This window comes from Larkinella sp. C7 (genome assembly GCF_006149005.1).
Lineage (GTDB): Bacteria > Bacteroidota > Bacteroidia > Cytophagales > Spirosomataceae > Larkinella.
The window spans coordinates 78,257-92,689 of sequence record NZ_VBSL01000014.1; the positions used below are offsets into that span (position 1 = coordinate 78,257).

Consider the following 14,433-nt stretch of genomic DNA (forward strand, 5'->3'; position numbering starts at 1 on the left):
CACCGTATGCGCCTTTTGCCCGGTTTGCTGCTTCTACTGAGTTTCCCGGTACTGGCCCAATCGATCACGTTCAACGGTTATGTTCGGGATGAGCGTACGGGTGAGGTTCTCATCGGAGCCAGCGTAGCCGTTCCTTCACAGAAAATCGGCACGACGACCAACCATTACGGCTTTTATTCCCTACTGGCCCTAACGGCTGACTCCTTGAATCTGGTCGTCAGTTATGTGGGCTATCGGACCTCTAATCTACGGCTGCTGCACCCTACGAGTCAGCAGCTCAACCTGACCTTGACGGAAGCGGCCAGCCAATTGAACGAAGTATTGATTTCCGATCAGGTCACTGATCAAAACATTCGCCAAACGCAAATGGGAAGCCTGAATCTCTCTCTAAAATTAAATAAAACGCTGCCTGCTCTCTTTGGCGAACGCGATATTCTTAAAACCGTTCAACTTCTGCCGGGTGTTCAGGGCGGTCAGGAAGGGACAACCGGGTTTTATGTTCGGGGCGGCAATAGTGATCAGAATCTGGTGCAACTGGATGAAGCACCCGTGTATAATCCCAATCATCTGTTTGGCCTGTTCAGTACCTTCAATACCAATGCACTAAACCGGGTAACGCTGATCAAGGGCGGTTTTCCGGCTCAGTACGGCGGACGTCTTTCTTCTATCCTGGATGTCACCATGCGGGAGGGAAATAGCAAAAAATTCAGCGGACAGGGCGGTATTGGTCTGATTGCTTCTAACCTGACCCTGGAAGGCCCAATTAGCGGGGGACGTGGTTCGTACATGATCTCGGGTCGCCGGACGTATCTGGATCTGCTGCTGAAGCCATTTCTGCCCAAAAATGGAAAGACGAACTATACCTTTTATGATTTCAACGCCAAGATCAATTACCGTCTTGGCGAACGAGACCGACTGTTTCTGAGTGTTTTCACCGGCCGGGACAACGCGCAGTATACCGGAGCCAGCAGCCTGAACTATGGCATCCGGTTTGGCAACAACACCGCAACCTTTCGCTGGAATCACCTGTTCAGCAACACGCTTTTTGCCAATACTTCCCTGATTACCAATACGTATCAATTGAGTTTGTCTACGCTTCAGAGTGGCTACGTGGCTCAAATTTATACGGGTTTACGGGATTACACGCTTAAATCGGATTGGGAGTATTACCCGTCTCCAAAACACACCCTGCGCTGGGGGGGAATTGTAACCAACCACGCGTTCGCACCCCTGGCATCGTCGGCCAGGCTTCCGAAAAGTGGGAAAATACCGGTTTTCCCGACGGACAGCATCACCCGGCAGTATGCGACCGAAGCAGGATTGTATCTCAATGACGACTGGATACTGACTGAGCGGGCCGCGTTATCGGCAGGCCTTCGACTTCCCCTGTTTCGCAATCCTACGGCAACGTATGCCCGGCTGGAACCCCGTCTGTCGGTTCGTTACCTGCTGGGAACCGTCACCTCTCTAAAGGTTTCCTATTCCATCATGAACCAGTTTCTGCATTTGGTTCCCAATTCAACCGCCTCTTTACCCGCCGACATCTGGTTGCCCAGCAGCGCCGTGGTCCGACCTCAAACGTCTCAACAAATTGCCGTGGGCTGGTTTCGTAATAGCCGAAATAATGCCTTCGAAATGAGCATTGAAGCCTATGCCAAGGAGATGCGCGGGCAGGTGCTTTTTCGGGAAGGAACTCAACTCCTGAAATCTTCTGAGATTGAACAGAATCTGGCTTTCGGGCGTGGCTGGAGTATCGGTTTGGAATTCTACCTGCGCAAAAATGCTGGCCGGTTTACAGGCTGGCTTTCCTACACGTTATCAAAGACGATGCAGCAATTTGCCAATCTCAACCGCGGAAAAGCCTTTCCTTTTGCTTACGATCGGCGGCATAATCTGGCTCTGGTGGGCAGCTACGAGCTATCGTCCCACTGGACCGTAGCCGGAAATTTGACGTTCTACACCGGGCGTCCTTACACACTGCCCGTCGGTCGGGTGCAAATTAACGGAGGAAGCACGCTCTATAATGACATCTACGCCGATTACACCAGCCGCAACAATTACCGGTTGCGTCCCTACCACCGGCTGGACGTCAGCGTAACGCACAAGAAGAACAGAACGTGGTTTGGCCATCCCGGCACCTCTGAATGGGTTTTTAGCACTTACAATCTGTATAGCCGCCTGAATCCTTATTTCGTATACGCAACCACCGATGATTTTACCCGTCAGCCGATTGCCCGGGAGGTTTCGCTGCTGCCCATTATTCCTTCTGTTAGCTATCAAATTTCGTTTTAATATGGATCATTCTGCCCGTTTATCCATTAAAGTGGGTTTGCTACTGGTCTTCCTCGGGCTGATCCTGATCGCAATAGTATCCAGTTGTGAAAAAACGATCAACATCCAGGTACAGCCTTACAATGGCCCTGTTTCGATCGAATGTATGCTGGTGTCCGGTGAAGTCCCGATACTGTATCTGAGTCGATCAACAGCTTATTTTTCAGCGCAAACCAACACCCAGGATTTATTCATTCCGGATGCCCGCGTGGTGATTAGCTCATCAGAAAGTCGCGACACGCTCGCCACGGCCATGGCCCGGGACTCATTTCTGTGCCAGCCGACGTATTTTTATCGGGGCAAACTACCGACCAGACAGGGATTGACCTATTCGCTCGAAGTGACGTATCAGGGGCAGGTATACCGCGCCCAAACGACCATCACCCAAACGAAACCAACGATTGCCAAGGTAAAGTACGTTTCGGTTTTTAAGGATCTCTACGGCGAACACGAGGGTGTGGTGGTGGATTTTACCGATACACCGGGTCAGGCCAATGCTTACCGCTTCGAGATGCGCCGGACCATTGACAGCAGTGCCAGAAAAACCGAAACTACTTTCAAGAGCGAATGCAACGGGGCCAATCCATTCGGCGTGAGCGAGGTTGGCCGAGCGATTTATTTTGATACCGGTAGTGGCGATGGGCGCCCCGTGAGTGTCACGACGGAACCAACCTACACGCATCATAAAGGCTCATTTGGCGTGGTGTATCTGCAGACGATGGACCCGGCATCAGGCAAGTTCTACGACCAGTTGGACCGTCAAAAACTGGCCACGTTCAATCCCTTTGTCGAACCCGTCTTTCTAACGTCGAACATCCCGGGATGCATGGGTGTCTTCGGGCATTTCGTCCGCTCCGAACCGGTTTCGTTCGAATTTCCGGAATAATTATTGGTTGTTCCCCTTCAGTAACCCCTTAGTGTAAACCAAAAAGCGAAAGTGCCGGGTGCTGCCCGGCTACTTTTTAGATCTCTTTTTTATCAACTAAAATATGTCGAATCCCAATTACCATCCCATACTACTGATTCTACTAGTTAGTTTGAACAGTTGGGCGCAGTATCCGCAACTCAGCACGTCCCCCGCCAGTCGGGCCAAGCTAACCGAAACCGTCAACCAGATTTATAATTTTCAGTTTACGAAGGCTGAAGCAACGCTGTCAGAACTCAACCGAACTTACCCCGATCATCCGGTTATTCCACTGCTGCAGGCCGTGAACAGCTATTGGCAGTGGTTTCCCGCCCGCACCGACACGCGACTCGAACAACGCATCCGCGACCAATTGAGCAAAGCCGCCAACGATTCGGGGGCCTGGCTGAACCAGCAAAAACGTCGCAATGCCAAGAACAATCCCGAGGCCCTTTATATCTATTTCTCGGCGGAGGCTTTGCTGGCCAAATTAGACAATTTCGCCCATGCCAAGCTCGCATCCGTCGGCCATGCTAAAAACGCTTATCCCTATATTCATACCTGCATCGATTTGCAGCAGCAATACCCGGATTTTTTGCTGGTGGCCGGTTTATATGATTATTACCGGGAAGAATACCCGCAAATCCACCCGTTTTACAAACCGCTGGTGTGGTTTATGAAGCCCGGCGATAAGCAAAGAGGCATTGCGCAACTGACCTCGGCCTCCCGGCAATCGCTGTTTTCACGGGCCGAAGCCGGGTATTATTTAGCGCACGTTTTGGCTGATTTCGAGCAAAAACCGGCCTTGGCGATAGCGCCCCTGCAAGACCTGCTGAAAGTGTATCCAGACAATCACTATCTGCGGGCCAAACTAGCCGAAGTAACGTTAAGTGCCAATCGCCCGGCTCAGGCGCTACCCTATATCAAGGCGTTGCTGGTCGATTCCTTACCCGCATACCGTTTGTTTGGCAAACTTGATCAGGCGCGGTATTGGCTTTTGACCGGCCATTTGGCTGAAGCCCAGGTCGGTGCCCTGGCGATATTGGCGGCCAATCCCAAAGACGAAACCCTGCTCGCTTTCGGCAATCAGGTATTGGCTCAGGTTTGCAAACAACGCGGCCAGAAGGAACAGGCTCGTGCGTATTACCAGAAGGTTATTGATGGATCGGAGTATCCGATCCTGCGTGATGAAGCGGAAGAGTACTTAAAAAACAACTAATCCGTATCTACCATAACAAAATTGATCCCGGTATTCCGGTTCGGTTTCACGCTGATGCTGGCGACTGGCTTGCTGTTGATTTCCTGCAATAAGTCGGTCAATGAGCCGACCACCCATCGAACCCCAATCCCTTACCCAATTCCATGAATTTCTTTGCCTTGGGCGATTGGAGTGTTTACGACCACTTGCATCAGCAGGCCGTAGCCGACCAGATGGAATTGGTCGCGACCGATTTAAATCCAGCTTTTGTGATCATGGCCGGTGATCATTTTTATTCGCGCGGGGTGAGCAGCCTAACGGACACCCATTGGCAACTCTCCTTTGAAAATGTGTACCGGGGAACCCACCTTCCGGCTTCATTTTATGTCGCCCTGGACAATCACGATTACGAGAACCCTTGCAACCAGAACTGGATTACGGCAAATAACGCCCCCGCTGGATTGTGCCTGACCGGTATTACTCCCAAGTTCTTTCGTTGAACGGAAAACCGATGCTGTGGCTGGGGGTGGACGACACCAATCCGTTTGTGCAGGTTTACCGTCAGGCTCAGGCGACCTATCCCGATATTTTGCAGGATACCGGACGGCAGCTTCAGTGGATCGACAATGTGCTGGCCCGCTCGACTGAGATATGGAAACTGGTGGTCAGCCATCATCCGCTTTATTCCGTGGGTAAAGACCACGGCGATCAGGACGAACTGGTTCAATTAGGTCCGCTGTTTCAGAAGTTTGGGTCTCAAATGAATTTATCTGGACATGCTCATACGCTTCAGCATTTGCCACCAGTTGGCCCAACATACTTAGTTATTTCCGGTGGTGGGGGCGCTTTTTCAGGGCCCTATTGCTGATTCTACCCAAGCGAAATTTGCCTGCGCAATGCGCCAGCAAGCAAAGCAAACACGCTAAAGCGGGGGACACATAGATTGGGATTGTTTAACAAAGTTGTGATTCCTTCAGCCCCTATACTGATTTTTCTTTTGGATGGATGTGTACAGAATCAGTCCCGCCAGGATGCCAAATAAGATGAGCGAAGAGCCTTGTGTGCCAAAGCCCAAACCACCTTGTTCGGTTGATTTCGTCAGTAAATCGCCAAAGGTTGCCCCAAATGGACGCGTCAACACAAAGGCAATCCAGAACAGAATCACCGACGAGATTTTCGTAAAATAATGCAATAGAATCACCAGGCCAATCAGGCTACCAATAAGCAGGGCACCCCCGCCAAAACCAAGTCCCGAATCATCGGCCAAAAAATCACCCAGGGCCGTACCAAGCGTGTTTGAGAATAGAATAGCTGTCCAGTAGAATAGTTCGGGCCGGGTGGTTTTGATATCCGTGACCGACAAGGTTCCTTCCCTTCGGTACCAGACCACCAGAATAATTACCAGTATCGTGACCAGAATGGCCGAGCCGGTAGCATAGCCCAAGCCGAGTGTCCGATCCATATAGTCTGACATCGTTGTCCCGGCTGTACTGGTGGCCAGAATTACCGCCCAGTACAAAGCCGGAATATATTGGTTGGTCTTTAACTGGGCAATCAGGGTTAAGGCGAAAATGCCGATTAATAGCAGCGAACTAACCGCATAGCCCACATTCAGGGTTTGGGCCAACAGATCTCCCGCCGTCTCGCCCAGGGTAGTGGCGCAAATTTTCATCACCCAGAACAGCAGTGTGATTTCGGGTACTTTCTTCATATTGATTTTTTTAGACGATTGTGAAATAAGGCCCGCAAGGCCGTTGGAAACACTAACAGCAGTAACGGTAACCCTGCCACAAAACCGCCGATTACCGCCACGGCCAGCGGTTGCTGCATTTGGGCTCCCAGCCCGAAACCCAATGCCAGTGGCATTAGGGCCAGTATCGCGCCGATGGCCGTCATCAGCTTAGGGCGCAACCGCAGGGCAATCGCATAATTGACTGATGCGTCCACTTCTCCGGTGCGGGCCAGCGTGTGCTCAAACTGATTGACCGTGAAAATAGCATTCTCGGCAATAATGCCTACGATCATGATGATGCCCGTGTAGCTGCTTACGTTCAAGGCAATACCCGTCAGGTAAAGTGCCATGATACTGCCCGTAATACCTAGAAGTGACAGAACGAGCACCAGCACCGAGAGCCACCAGTCTTTGAAGAGAAACATCAGTACGGCCAATACCAACAGGGAGGCCAACGTCAGAATCAGTAGTAGTTCGCTAAAGGATTGCTGTTGCTCGGCATAGGCTCCGCCATACCCAATAGTGTAGCCTTGGGGCAGGGGCATTTTCTGAGCCAGTTTGGTTTGTATTTCGGCAATGGCACTGCCCAAATCACGCCCGTCCAGCCGGGCCGTCAGGACTACTGTGGACTTAAGGTCCTCCCGACGCTGTTCCAGTTCCCCACCGATTACACTCACCCGGCAGAAAAACGACAAGGGCCTTGTGGTACCATCCGGCAGAAAAATTAGCACGTTGCGCAGCTGATCCAGATCATTCTGGTCGAAATCGGCAAACCGAAGCACCATCCGGCGCATCTGTTCGCCGTCCTGAAACGAACCCACCTGAATGCCGGCCGTCAGAGCCGCCTGAGCTGGCGAAGGTACGGGCTGGGCCGCGTTGGGCCCCAGTGCAACGCCCCCCATATAAGCGGTTAATTGCAGTTGAAAATCGGTTAACCCTATTTTATATTGACTCAGTTTGGTCTGGTTCGGCTCAAAAACCAGGGACGGCCCGGCTTCAATCAGGCCATCATTCACATCGACTACGCCCGGTACGGTTTCCAGAATCCCGGCCGCTTGTCGCGACAAATTCTGCAGCAAGGCGTAATTGTCGCCAAACAGCTTGATTTCAATGGGTTGGGGAGTACTCATCAGATCGCCCAGCAAATCTGCGATACGTTGCCCAAAGGAAATATCCAGCACGGGTTGCGAGGCACTGATGCGGGTTCGCAGCTCGTCAATCACCTCGACGGTAGATTTGGTGCGGTTGGTTTTCAGTTGAATCGAGTAATCCCCAAAGTTGGCGGGTACGCCCCGAAAGGCCATGCGGATGCCCGTCCGCCGCGAATACGTTGCTACATCGGGATGCGCGACGATGATTTTTTCGGCTTCGCGCAAAATGCGGTCTGTTTCGGCAATGGCCGTACCGGGGGGTGTGAAGTAGTCGAGTACGATTGTCCCCTCGTCTAAATCGGGTAAGAAACCCGTTTCCAGGCGATCGTAGGAAAACCATGCACCCAGCCCCAATAAAGCCACAAATACCAGCGATACCAGCGGCCGGCTAAACTGATTGGTTAGCCAGCGCAATTTGCGGACATTAGCCGCTTCATCGACGGCCTGCGCATTTTTGGCCGAACGCGGCCCCAGTGGTTTAAACCCAATCAACAAATGCAATACGGGCAGCAGCAGCCAGGTGACCAGAAAGGAGCAGATCATCGTAATCTGCATCGTATCGGATAGCTCCCTAAAGAAACTACCCGCCAGCCCGCTCATCAGCCGGAAGGGGAAGTGAATCACAATCGTGCTCAGCGACGAGCCGACCATTGCCGGAAACAGGTTATGAATCGCTTCCTGCACCACGACAAACCGGTTCTTTTCGGGCTCCTCCTCATGAACGCGGTAAATTTGCTCAATAATGACAATGGCGTCGTCGATAATCAACCCGATGGATGCGGCAATGGCACCCAGCGACATGATGTTGATAGTAATGCCTATTACATAGAGCACTAAAATCGTAAACGCCAGGGTAACAGGGATTGTCAGCAGTACGACCGTAGAGGCCCGCCAGGAACGCAAAAACACGATCATAACTAGAATGGCCAGCAACAGCCCTTCATAAATGGTTTTTTCCACGCTGTGGATACTGTCGCCCACGAAAGCGGACTGGTTGTAGTAGGGTTTGAGCCGCATCCCTTTGGGCAGCACCCTGTTGATTTCGACAGCTTTCGCTTCAGCGTTTTTGGCGAAATCAATCAGGTTTACGCCCGGCTGTTTCACCAAATCGATCTGTACGGCATCCTGGCCGTTGGCGTTGATAACCAAAAACTCCTGCTGCTGTTCCTGCACCTCGACACGGGCTACTTCCCCCAGGTGAACCACCCGTATGCCATCGTTTTTGACGATCAGGTCCCGCAGGGCATCGACATCCAGTACCCTAGTATCGGTCAGGGTCAGGTAGAGCCGCCGGTAATCGGCCACGTAGCCGTTGGAGAGTACGTTGTTACTCGCGTTAATGGCCGTCATCAGCGCCGAGATGGACAAATTAACCGAAGCCAGTTTGACCGCATTCGGTAGCACCACAATTTCTTTGGCTTTTCCACCCCGCACGACTACGTTAGAAATTCCCGCTACTTGCGAAAAAATGGGTCTGACCAGCATATTCGCCCGGTCGCGCAGCGCCACCAGACCGTGGCGCCCGCCCGCAGACCGGTCATTTTCCAACGTGTACCCGTAGACAGGAAACAGCGACTGGTTCATGGCCTCGATGGATAGATTCACGCCCGGCGGCAGGAAGTTGCGAATCTCGTTGATGCGGCTTTCGACCTGGGTTTTCTGAGTATAGATGTTTTGGCCCCACTCAAAAAACACATCAATGGTGCAGTTGCCCCGGCTGGTACTGCTCTTGACCACCGTTACCCCGTTAACTTTCTTAACGGCACTTTCGAGCGGCTTGGTGACGGTAATCATCATCCGGTCGCTGGGCTGTTGGCCATTATCGGCGATGATGGAGATGCGTGGGAATAGCACTTCGGGAAACAGGTTGGTCTGCATCCGGGTGAAGGCAAAGACCCCCGCCAGGAGCAGCAATACCCCCGTAAACAGAATCGGGCGGCTAAAAATCTCGAAGTAGGACCGGCGGGGTGGATTCGGCTCATCAGGCCGACTGACCGGAGCCGATACAGAGTGTGGCGGCTGGTCGATCATGGTTTCCGGGGATTTACCTGCACCCGGGCCGTGTCGGGCAGGCCGTAATTGCCCTCAATAATAATGCGGTCGCTAGTCCCGAAAATGGGCGAGCGAACCTCGACCGTCGAGGGGGTGCGCTCACCGAGTTGCACCGGTACTTTCACGGCGGTGCTATCATTGACTAAACGCATCACCCAGAACTCCCGCAACATTTCATCGGTCAGTATGGCCGTTTTGGGCAACAGTTGCGCATGGGCGTTGGCCTGGCTGGTCACATCTACCTGAACCGTTAGGTTTTCGGGTAACGGCACGGGCTGGGTTATCCGGGCCAGTACGCTCTGGGTCTGGGCCAGTGCGTTGACCGTTGTCAGGGGCGTAGTGAAAATGGCCGTGAGCGTTCGCCCATCGGGCAACCGAACCCGGCAGCTTCGACCGGGTCGGGCCAGTGCCTGATATTCATACGGGACGTTGACCTGAACGGCCAGCGCATTGTCTTCCGCGATGGTGCACAGTTGGGTGCCTTCCAGCACGTAGTCGCCGGTTTGCTGTTTATCAAACGTAGTGATCAATCCACCCGAAGAAGCTTGTACCGTTACCCGGCCAATAAGGGCGGAATCCCCCGCAATGGCTAAGGTACCTAAGGCCCGGCGTTCTTTGGTTTCGAGTTCATAGAGCGGTTGCCCAGTCTGCACCCGTGCCCCCAAACTTACGTAGACCTTCGTAATAAAGGCCGCAACCGGCGCAGTAACCGCGTTTCGGCGGAGGTACAACGTGGTGCCAAACAGGGTCAGGCTGTTGCTAATACCCCCGTGTCCCACGGTTTGCACCACGACAGGCGTGCGGGCAATGATCTGCACGGGGGCTGAATCGTTGCTCTCCGAAGAGCCGCAGGCCGACAGCCCCAGTAGCAGAGCGATCCACCCGCTACCAGTTATAATAGTTGTACGCATTGATGAGTAGTTGACGGTTGGATTGCAGCAGCAGCATGTCCCGCCGGACGGCCACCATATTTTTAAGCACGGTGATGTAGTTGATGATGGAGAGTTGACCCTGTAGTAATTCCCGGCGGTAGGACGATAAAACGCTTTCGTATCCAGTCAGCTGCTGACGGAAGACCGTTAATCGTTCGGCCAACCCGCTTAGTTCACCCAACAGCCGTTCCCGGCGTACCCGGTTTTGCGTGTCAATGAACTGACGGTAGTTACCGAAACTTTGCTGCAGAATAGCCGTCCGCTGACTGTTCAACCGTTTCTGGTGACCATCATAAAGTGTCCAGACCAGCGATACCCCCGCGCTGAACCCCAGTCGGCGGGGTAAATCGGGCAAGTACGATGTATTGAGCCCGCCATTGGCAATAAAATTCCACTGGGGCTTATAGCGGAGTTCGAAAATTGTTTGCTGAGCCAACAGGGCTAAACTATCCAGGGCATACCGACGGGTGAATCCTGATTCCAGTGGGCCAATATCAGCCGCTAGGGTTAACTGTAATGGAGCCAGATCGACCAGGGTTGTATCGGCCAGGCCACTCAGCGCATTCAGCTCCAGAATATCGCGCCGGTAGGCTGTCTGGTAACCCACTCGTAGGTTGTGCTGGGTTTGGGTTTCAATATCCACCAGCGTCAAATCGGATTGTTTTAACAAACTCGATTCGACAAATTTTTGCACGATGCCCCGTTGTTCATTCAACAGCCGGAGTAAACTATCCGTGTATTGAACCTGTAAACGATCCTGTAAACACAGGATGTACTGGTCGGTCACGATACGCTCCACATCGTGCTGCCCCAGACCAATGACGGTCTGCCCAATCTGCGAGGCTAACACAAAGGGTTCGGCAAAGGCTTTCGCTCGAAATAGATTGGAAATGGGCTGAGTAACATTGACCAATCCCTGATAGAGCCCCCCGTTGGAAACGGCCAGGTCATACCCATAATAGCGACTGGCCCCTTTCGAGTTAAGCTCGGGCCGTACGCCCCCATTATCCGTGGAGAAAATAGGCGCAAACTGCACTGCCCCCGTTACCTGCACCAGCGGTTTGGTATATAAGGCCTGTAACCGCTTTGCTTCGAGGGCGTTGCCCAGAAGCTGATTCTGGTTGTCGCGAATAAGCGGGCTGCTCTGGCGGGCGTTTTCGAGGTAGAAGGACAACGCCTTTTGTGCTGGCCGGGGTGAATCGGCAATTGGCGGTTGGGCCAATCCGGACACTTGCGTCATCAGCCCCACCAACCCAGTCCAGCAACCGAACCCGGCCGATACGAATCTCATAAGCTATATACGTGAATAAACATAAGGCAAGCTAGGGGGCAATCCTGGAGATAATCTGGAGTCAGCCCATGGTCAGCAGGAACAGGTGTTGACTGGCTTCGTAGCGGTAGCTCAGCGAATAGCCGTTGATATCGGCAACCTTCTTCGCGATGGCCAACCCTAACCCAACCCCTCCGGTTTGAGCCTCCCCTTTCTGAAAACGGGCAAATAACTTGTCGGGGGGAATCGCCAGCGGTTCACCCGTATTAGCGACCGACAAAACCTGCGGCTGTAAATCGACCGTAATCTGGCCGCCGGGTGAGGTGTAACGAATGGCATTGGTAAGCAGATTGGCCAGCAAAATCTCCAGTAAAGACCGGTTTGTCTGCAGGATTGGCCCATCTTTCATTCCAGTTCGCACCAACCCTATCCCTTTAGCCTCTACCGATTCAGCGGATTGATTCAGCAGGTAATCCAACAGTATCGCTGCGTTCACCGATTCGGTCTGACCGTACAGATGATTTTCGATCCGGGCCAGCAGCAACAGACTTTTATTGAGCCGGGACAAGCGAACCGTGACCCCATTGAGTGACCCCAATAAGTCGGCCTGTTCGTTGGTCAGGGGCTGAGTCTGGGAAAGTCGTTCGAGTTTTGCCTGAAAAATGGCCAGGGGGGTTTGCATCTCATGCGCTGCATGTTCGGTAAACTCTTTCTGACCTAAATACGTCTGGTGACTGCGCGATGTAAGCCCCCTAAGGGTCTGATTTAGTACATCGAACTCAACAATGTCGGATGAGGATAGGTGAAGAGGTTCATTTCTATCGACTTCAAATTGCCGTAATTTTCCCAGGGTTACGTAAAAAGGTTTCCAAAGTCTGCGGGCGATACGTCGGTTTAGGAGCAAGAATCCGACGAGCAACAGGGTCAATAGGCCTGCCTGGGTCAGCACAACCGCCTGTAATAGGTCTTCCCGTTCCACTAAGGAAATGCGGGTGATCAGGTGCACCGGATGAGACCGGTAGATCAGCCGGGTTGATAATTCCCGAAAGGGTTCAGGCTCTGTGATATTGGGGGCTACCTGTTCCGTATATACGGCATTGTAAATCGAATCTTGGGCGGGGGTTTGGCCATCGACTGGCCGAAGTATCGTGTTATTTTCCAGGTCGCGCCAGCTAAACAGCACCTGCTCGTTGGTAAATCGTCCCAGTTGTTGTTGAATGGTTTGCTTGCGCAGTAGCAGGGCTTCATCGACATCATCAATGAAGAGTTTTTCGATCACTCCGTAAAAAACAGGTGTGCTGATTAGGATAACCACACCGGAATAAACTAAATAGGTACGCAGGGTGCGGTCCAGGAGTTTCATTTAGCCCTCGAATTTATAGCCCAGTCCATAGATGGTTTTGATGCCATCGGCTTCGCCCCGCTCATTGATCTTACGCCGGAGGTTTTTGATATGGGTGTAAATAATATCCAGTGAATCAGCCTGATCCATGTTATCGCCCCAAAGATGTTCGGCAATAGCTTCTTTGGTCAGCACACGCCCCGGATTGGCCATAAAAAACAGCCATAAATCATACTCCTTCCGGGTTAGTTCGAGCGGTTGATTGCCAATAAGCACCAAATTCTCATCAGGACGAATCGTAATACCCCTTACCACGATTTCTTTTCGCCCGTTAAATTGCCGACGACGGAGAACCGATTGGAGCCGCGCGCTGAGTTCGGCCAAGTGAAAGGGTTTAGTCAGGTAATCGTCGGCTCCTAGCTGCAGGCCGGTCACCTTGTCGGATAAGGCGTCTTTGGCCGAGATGATAACGATACCCGTTAGGTTATTGAACTTCTTTAAGGTACGAACCAGATCCAGACCGTTACCGCCAGGCAGAGTAATATCCACAATGACGCAGTCGTATTCATACAGCACGATTTTTTCAGCCGCCGTCGCGAACGTAGAAGCCAATTCACAACAGTACCCTTCCTGCCCCAGATAAGCCAACACATCCTCCGACAAGTCCAGCTCATCTTCAACCAACAGTAGTTTCATACCCCTAAGATGCCTCTAAATTCTGGAGTATTTCTGGAGCCAATTTAGATAACCTATGACCTTTAGAACAATTCGACTCCAGACGAACTCCACAATTGGTTTTTAGCTTTGAATCGGTTAACCAATTAACCAATCAAACGCAACGAATCATGAAACGTCAACTGTTCACTAGTTTATTCAGTATGCTTACCCTGGCAACGGTTTCTTTCGCGCAGACGGGGTCGGTTCCGACCGCGGCTAAATCGACGTTTGCCAAACTCTATCCCAGGGCTACAGGGCTTAAATGGGATCAAGAAGATGGTGGTTACGAAGCCAGTTTCAAGGACAAAGGGAAAACGATGTCTTTACTCTTTGATGCCAAAGGCCAATTGAAAGAGACAGAAACCGAAATTGCGGTTCTGGAACTACCGGCTGTTGTCCGGGATTACGTAGCCAAACAAATGCCGGGGAAGAAAATTAAGGAGGCTGCTATTATTGTGGATGCTGCTGGGGTAAAAAAGTACGAAGCTGAAGTGGATGATAAAGACCTGATGTTCAGCGCGGATGGAAAACCGATCAAGTAAAAAAGAAGTTATTGATTCGGGCCGAAGCAAATTCTCCGGCCCGAATCTTTGATAATTGCAAGGTTATCATCAGGCTGTTTTTCTTCAATGTCTAGCACTAAGTGTGCCTATTATTGTAAAAGTTCAAAACCATAGCTATCAGTCTATTCTAGGGCGTGTTGACAATTAGGTATAATAGATCTGTCTTGCAACTTTGTTGGATGCGACGATATGAAATTACAAACTAACAATGGTAATGATTGTGCCTATTACTACCCGTAAA

At 51.9% G+C, this 14,433-nt stretch carries 12 protein-coding genes; 6 read left to right on the forward strand and 6 right to left on the reverse strand.

Going from position 1 to position 14,433, the window contains the following annotated elements:
• Positions 1–6: 6 nt before the first annotated feature.
• The 5 genes from FH871_RS25505 to FH871_RS25525 all read left to right on the forward strand — a co-directional run bounded on the left by FH871_RS25505 (position 7) and on the right by FH871_RS25525 (position 5,301).
• A complete protein-coding gene (locus tag FH871_RS25505; RefSeq protein ID WP_138994249.1) occupies positions 7–2,292 on the forward strand; it encodes a TonB-dependent receptor in 2,286 nt (761 codons plus the stop codon).
• A gap of 1 nt (position 2,293) precedes the next feature.
• Positions 2,294–3,217 carry a DUF4249 family protein gene (locus tag FH871_RS25510; protein WP_171062949.1) on the forward strand — a complete coding sequence of 308 codons (924 nt, stop codon included), beginning with the start codon at positions 2,294–2,296 and terminating at the stop codon, positions 3,215–3,217.
• Positions 3,218–3,320: 103 nt separating this feature from the next.
• Positions 3,321–4,454: a lipopolysaccharide assembly protein LapB gene (locus FH871_RS25515; RefSeq protein ID WP_138994251.1), complete on the forward strand. Its 1,134-nt coding sequence runs from the start codon at positions 3,321–3,323 to the stop codon at positions 4,452–4,454.
• A gap of 143 nt (positions 4,455–4,597) precedes the next feature.
• Positions 4,598–4,933: a hypothetical protein gene (locus FH871_RS25520; protein ID WP_138994252.1), complete on the forward strand. Its 336-nt coding sequence runs from the start codon at positions 4,598–4,600 to the stop codon at positions 4,931–4,933.
• 11 nt (positions 4,934–4,944) lie between these two features.
• Positions 4,945–5,301, forward strand: coding sequence for a metallophosphoesterase (locus FH871_RS25525; protein ID WP_138994253.1), 357 nt, complete (start codon positions 4,945–4,947; stop codon positions 5,299–5,301).
• Positions 5,302–5,406: 105 nt separating this feature from the next.
• Here FH871_RS25525 and FH871_RS25530 read toward each other — a convergent pair whose 3' ends face one another.
• From FH871_RS25530 to FH871_RS25555, 6 genes are all read right to left on the reverse strand, one after another.
• Positions 5,407–6,144 carry a hypothetical protein gene (locus FH871_RS25530; protein ID WP_138994254.1) on the reverse strand — a complete coding sequence of 246 codons (738 nt, stop codon included), beginning with the start codon at positions 6,142–6,144 and terminating at the stop codon, positions 5,407–5,409.
• Positions 6,141–9,347 (reverse strand): efflux RND transporter permease subunit, encoded by a 3,207-nt coding sequence (locus tag FH871_RS25535; RefSeq protein ID WP_138994255.1) that lies wholly within the window; start codon positions 9,345–9,347, stop codon positions 6,141–6,143. Before FH871_RS25535 ends, FH871_RS25530 begins: the two co-directional genes overlap by 4 nt.
• Positions 9,344–10,279 (reverse strand): efflux RND transporter periplasmic adaptor subunit, encoded by a 936-nt coding sequence (locus tag FH871_RS25540; RefSeq protein WP_138994256.1) that lies wholly within the window; start codon positions 10,277–10,279, stop codon positions 9,344–9,346. Before FH871_RS25540 ends, FH871_RS25535 begins: the two co-directional genes overlap by 4 nt.
• The gene (locus FH871_RS25545; protein WP_138994257.1) at positions 10,254–11,591 is read right to left on the reverse strand and encodes a TolC family protein; all 1,338 of its coding nucleotides are present in this window, start codon (positions 11,589–11,591) and stop codon (positions 10,254–10,256) included. The genes FH871_RS25540 and FH871_RS25545 overlap by 26 nt, the downstream gene beginning before the upstream one ends.
• Positions 11,592–11,652: 61 nt before the next feature.
• Positions 11,653–12,933, reverse strand: a complete 1,281-nt coding sequence (locus FH871_RS25550; RefSeq protein WP_138994258.1) for a HAMP domain-containing sensor histidine kinase — start codon at positions 12,931–12,933, stop codon at positions 11,653–11,655.
• A complete protein-coding gene (locus tag FH871_RS25555) occupies positions 12,934–13,608 on the reverse strand; it encodes a response regulator transcription factor (protein WP_138994259.1) in 675 nt (224 codons plus the stop codon). It abuts the gene before it with no gap.
• A 149-nt stretch (positions 13,609–13,757) separates the two neighbouring features.
• Here FH871_RS25555 and FH871_RS25560 point away from each other — a divergent pair, with 149 nt between their 5' ends.
• Complete coding sequence (locus FH871_RS25560) at positions 13,758–14,171, forward strand: PepSY-like domain-containing protein (protein WP_138994260.1); 414 nt, start codon at positions 13,758–13,760, stop codon at positions 14,169–14,171.
• Positions 14,172–14,433: the final 262 nt, after the last annotated feature.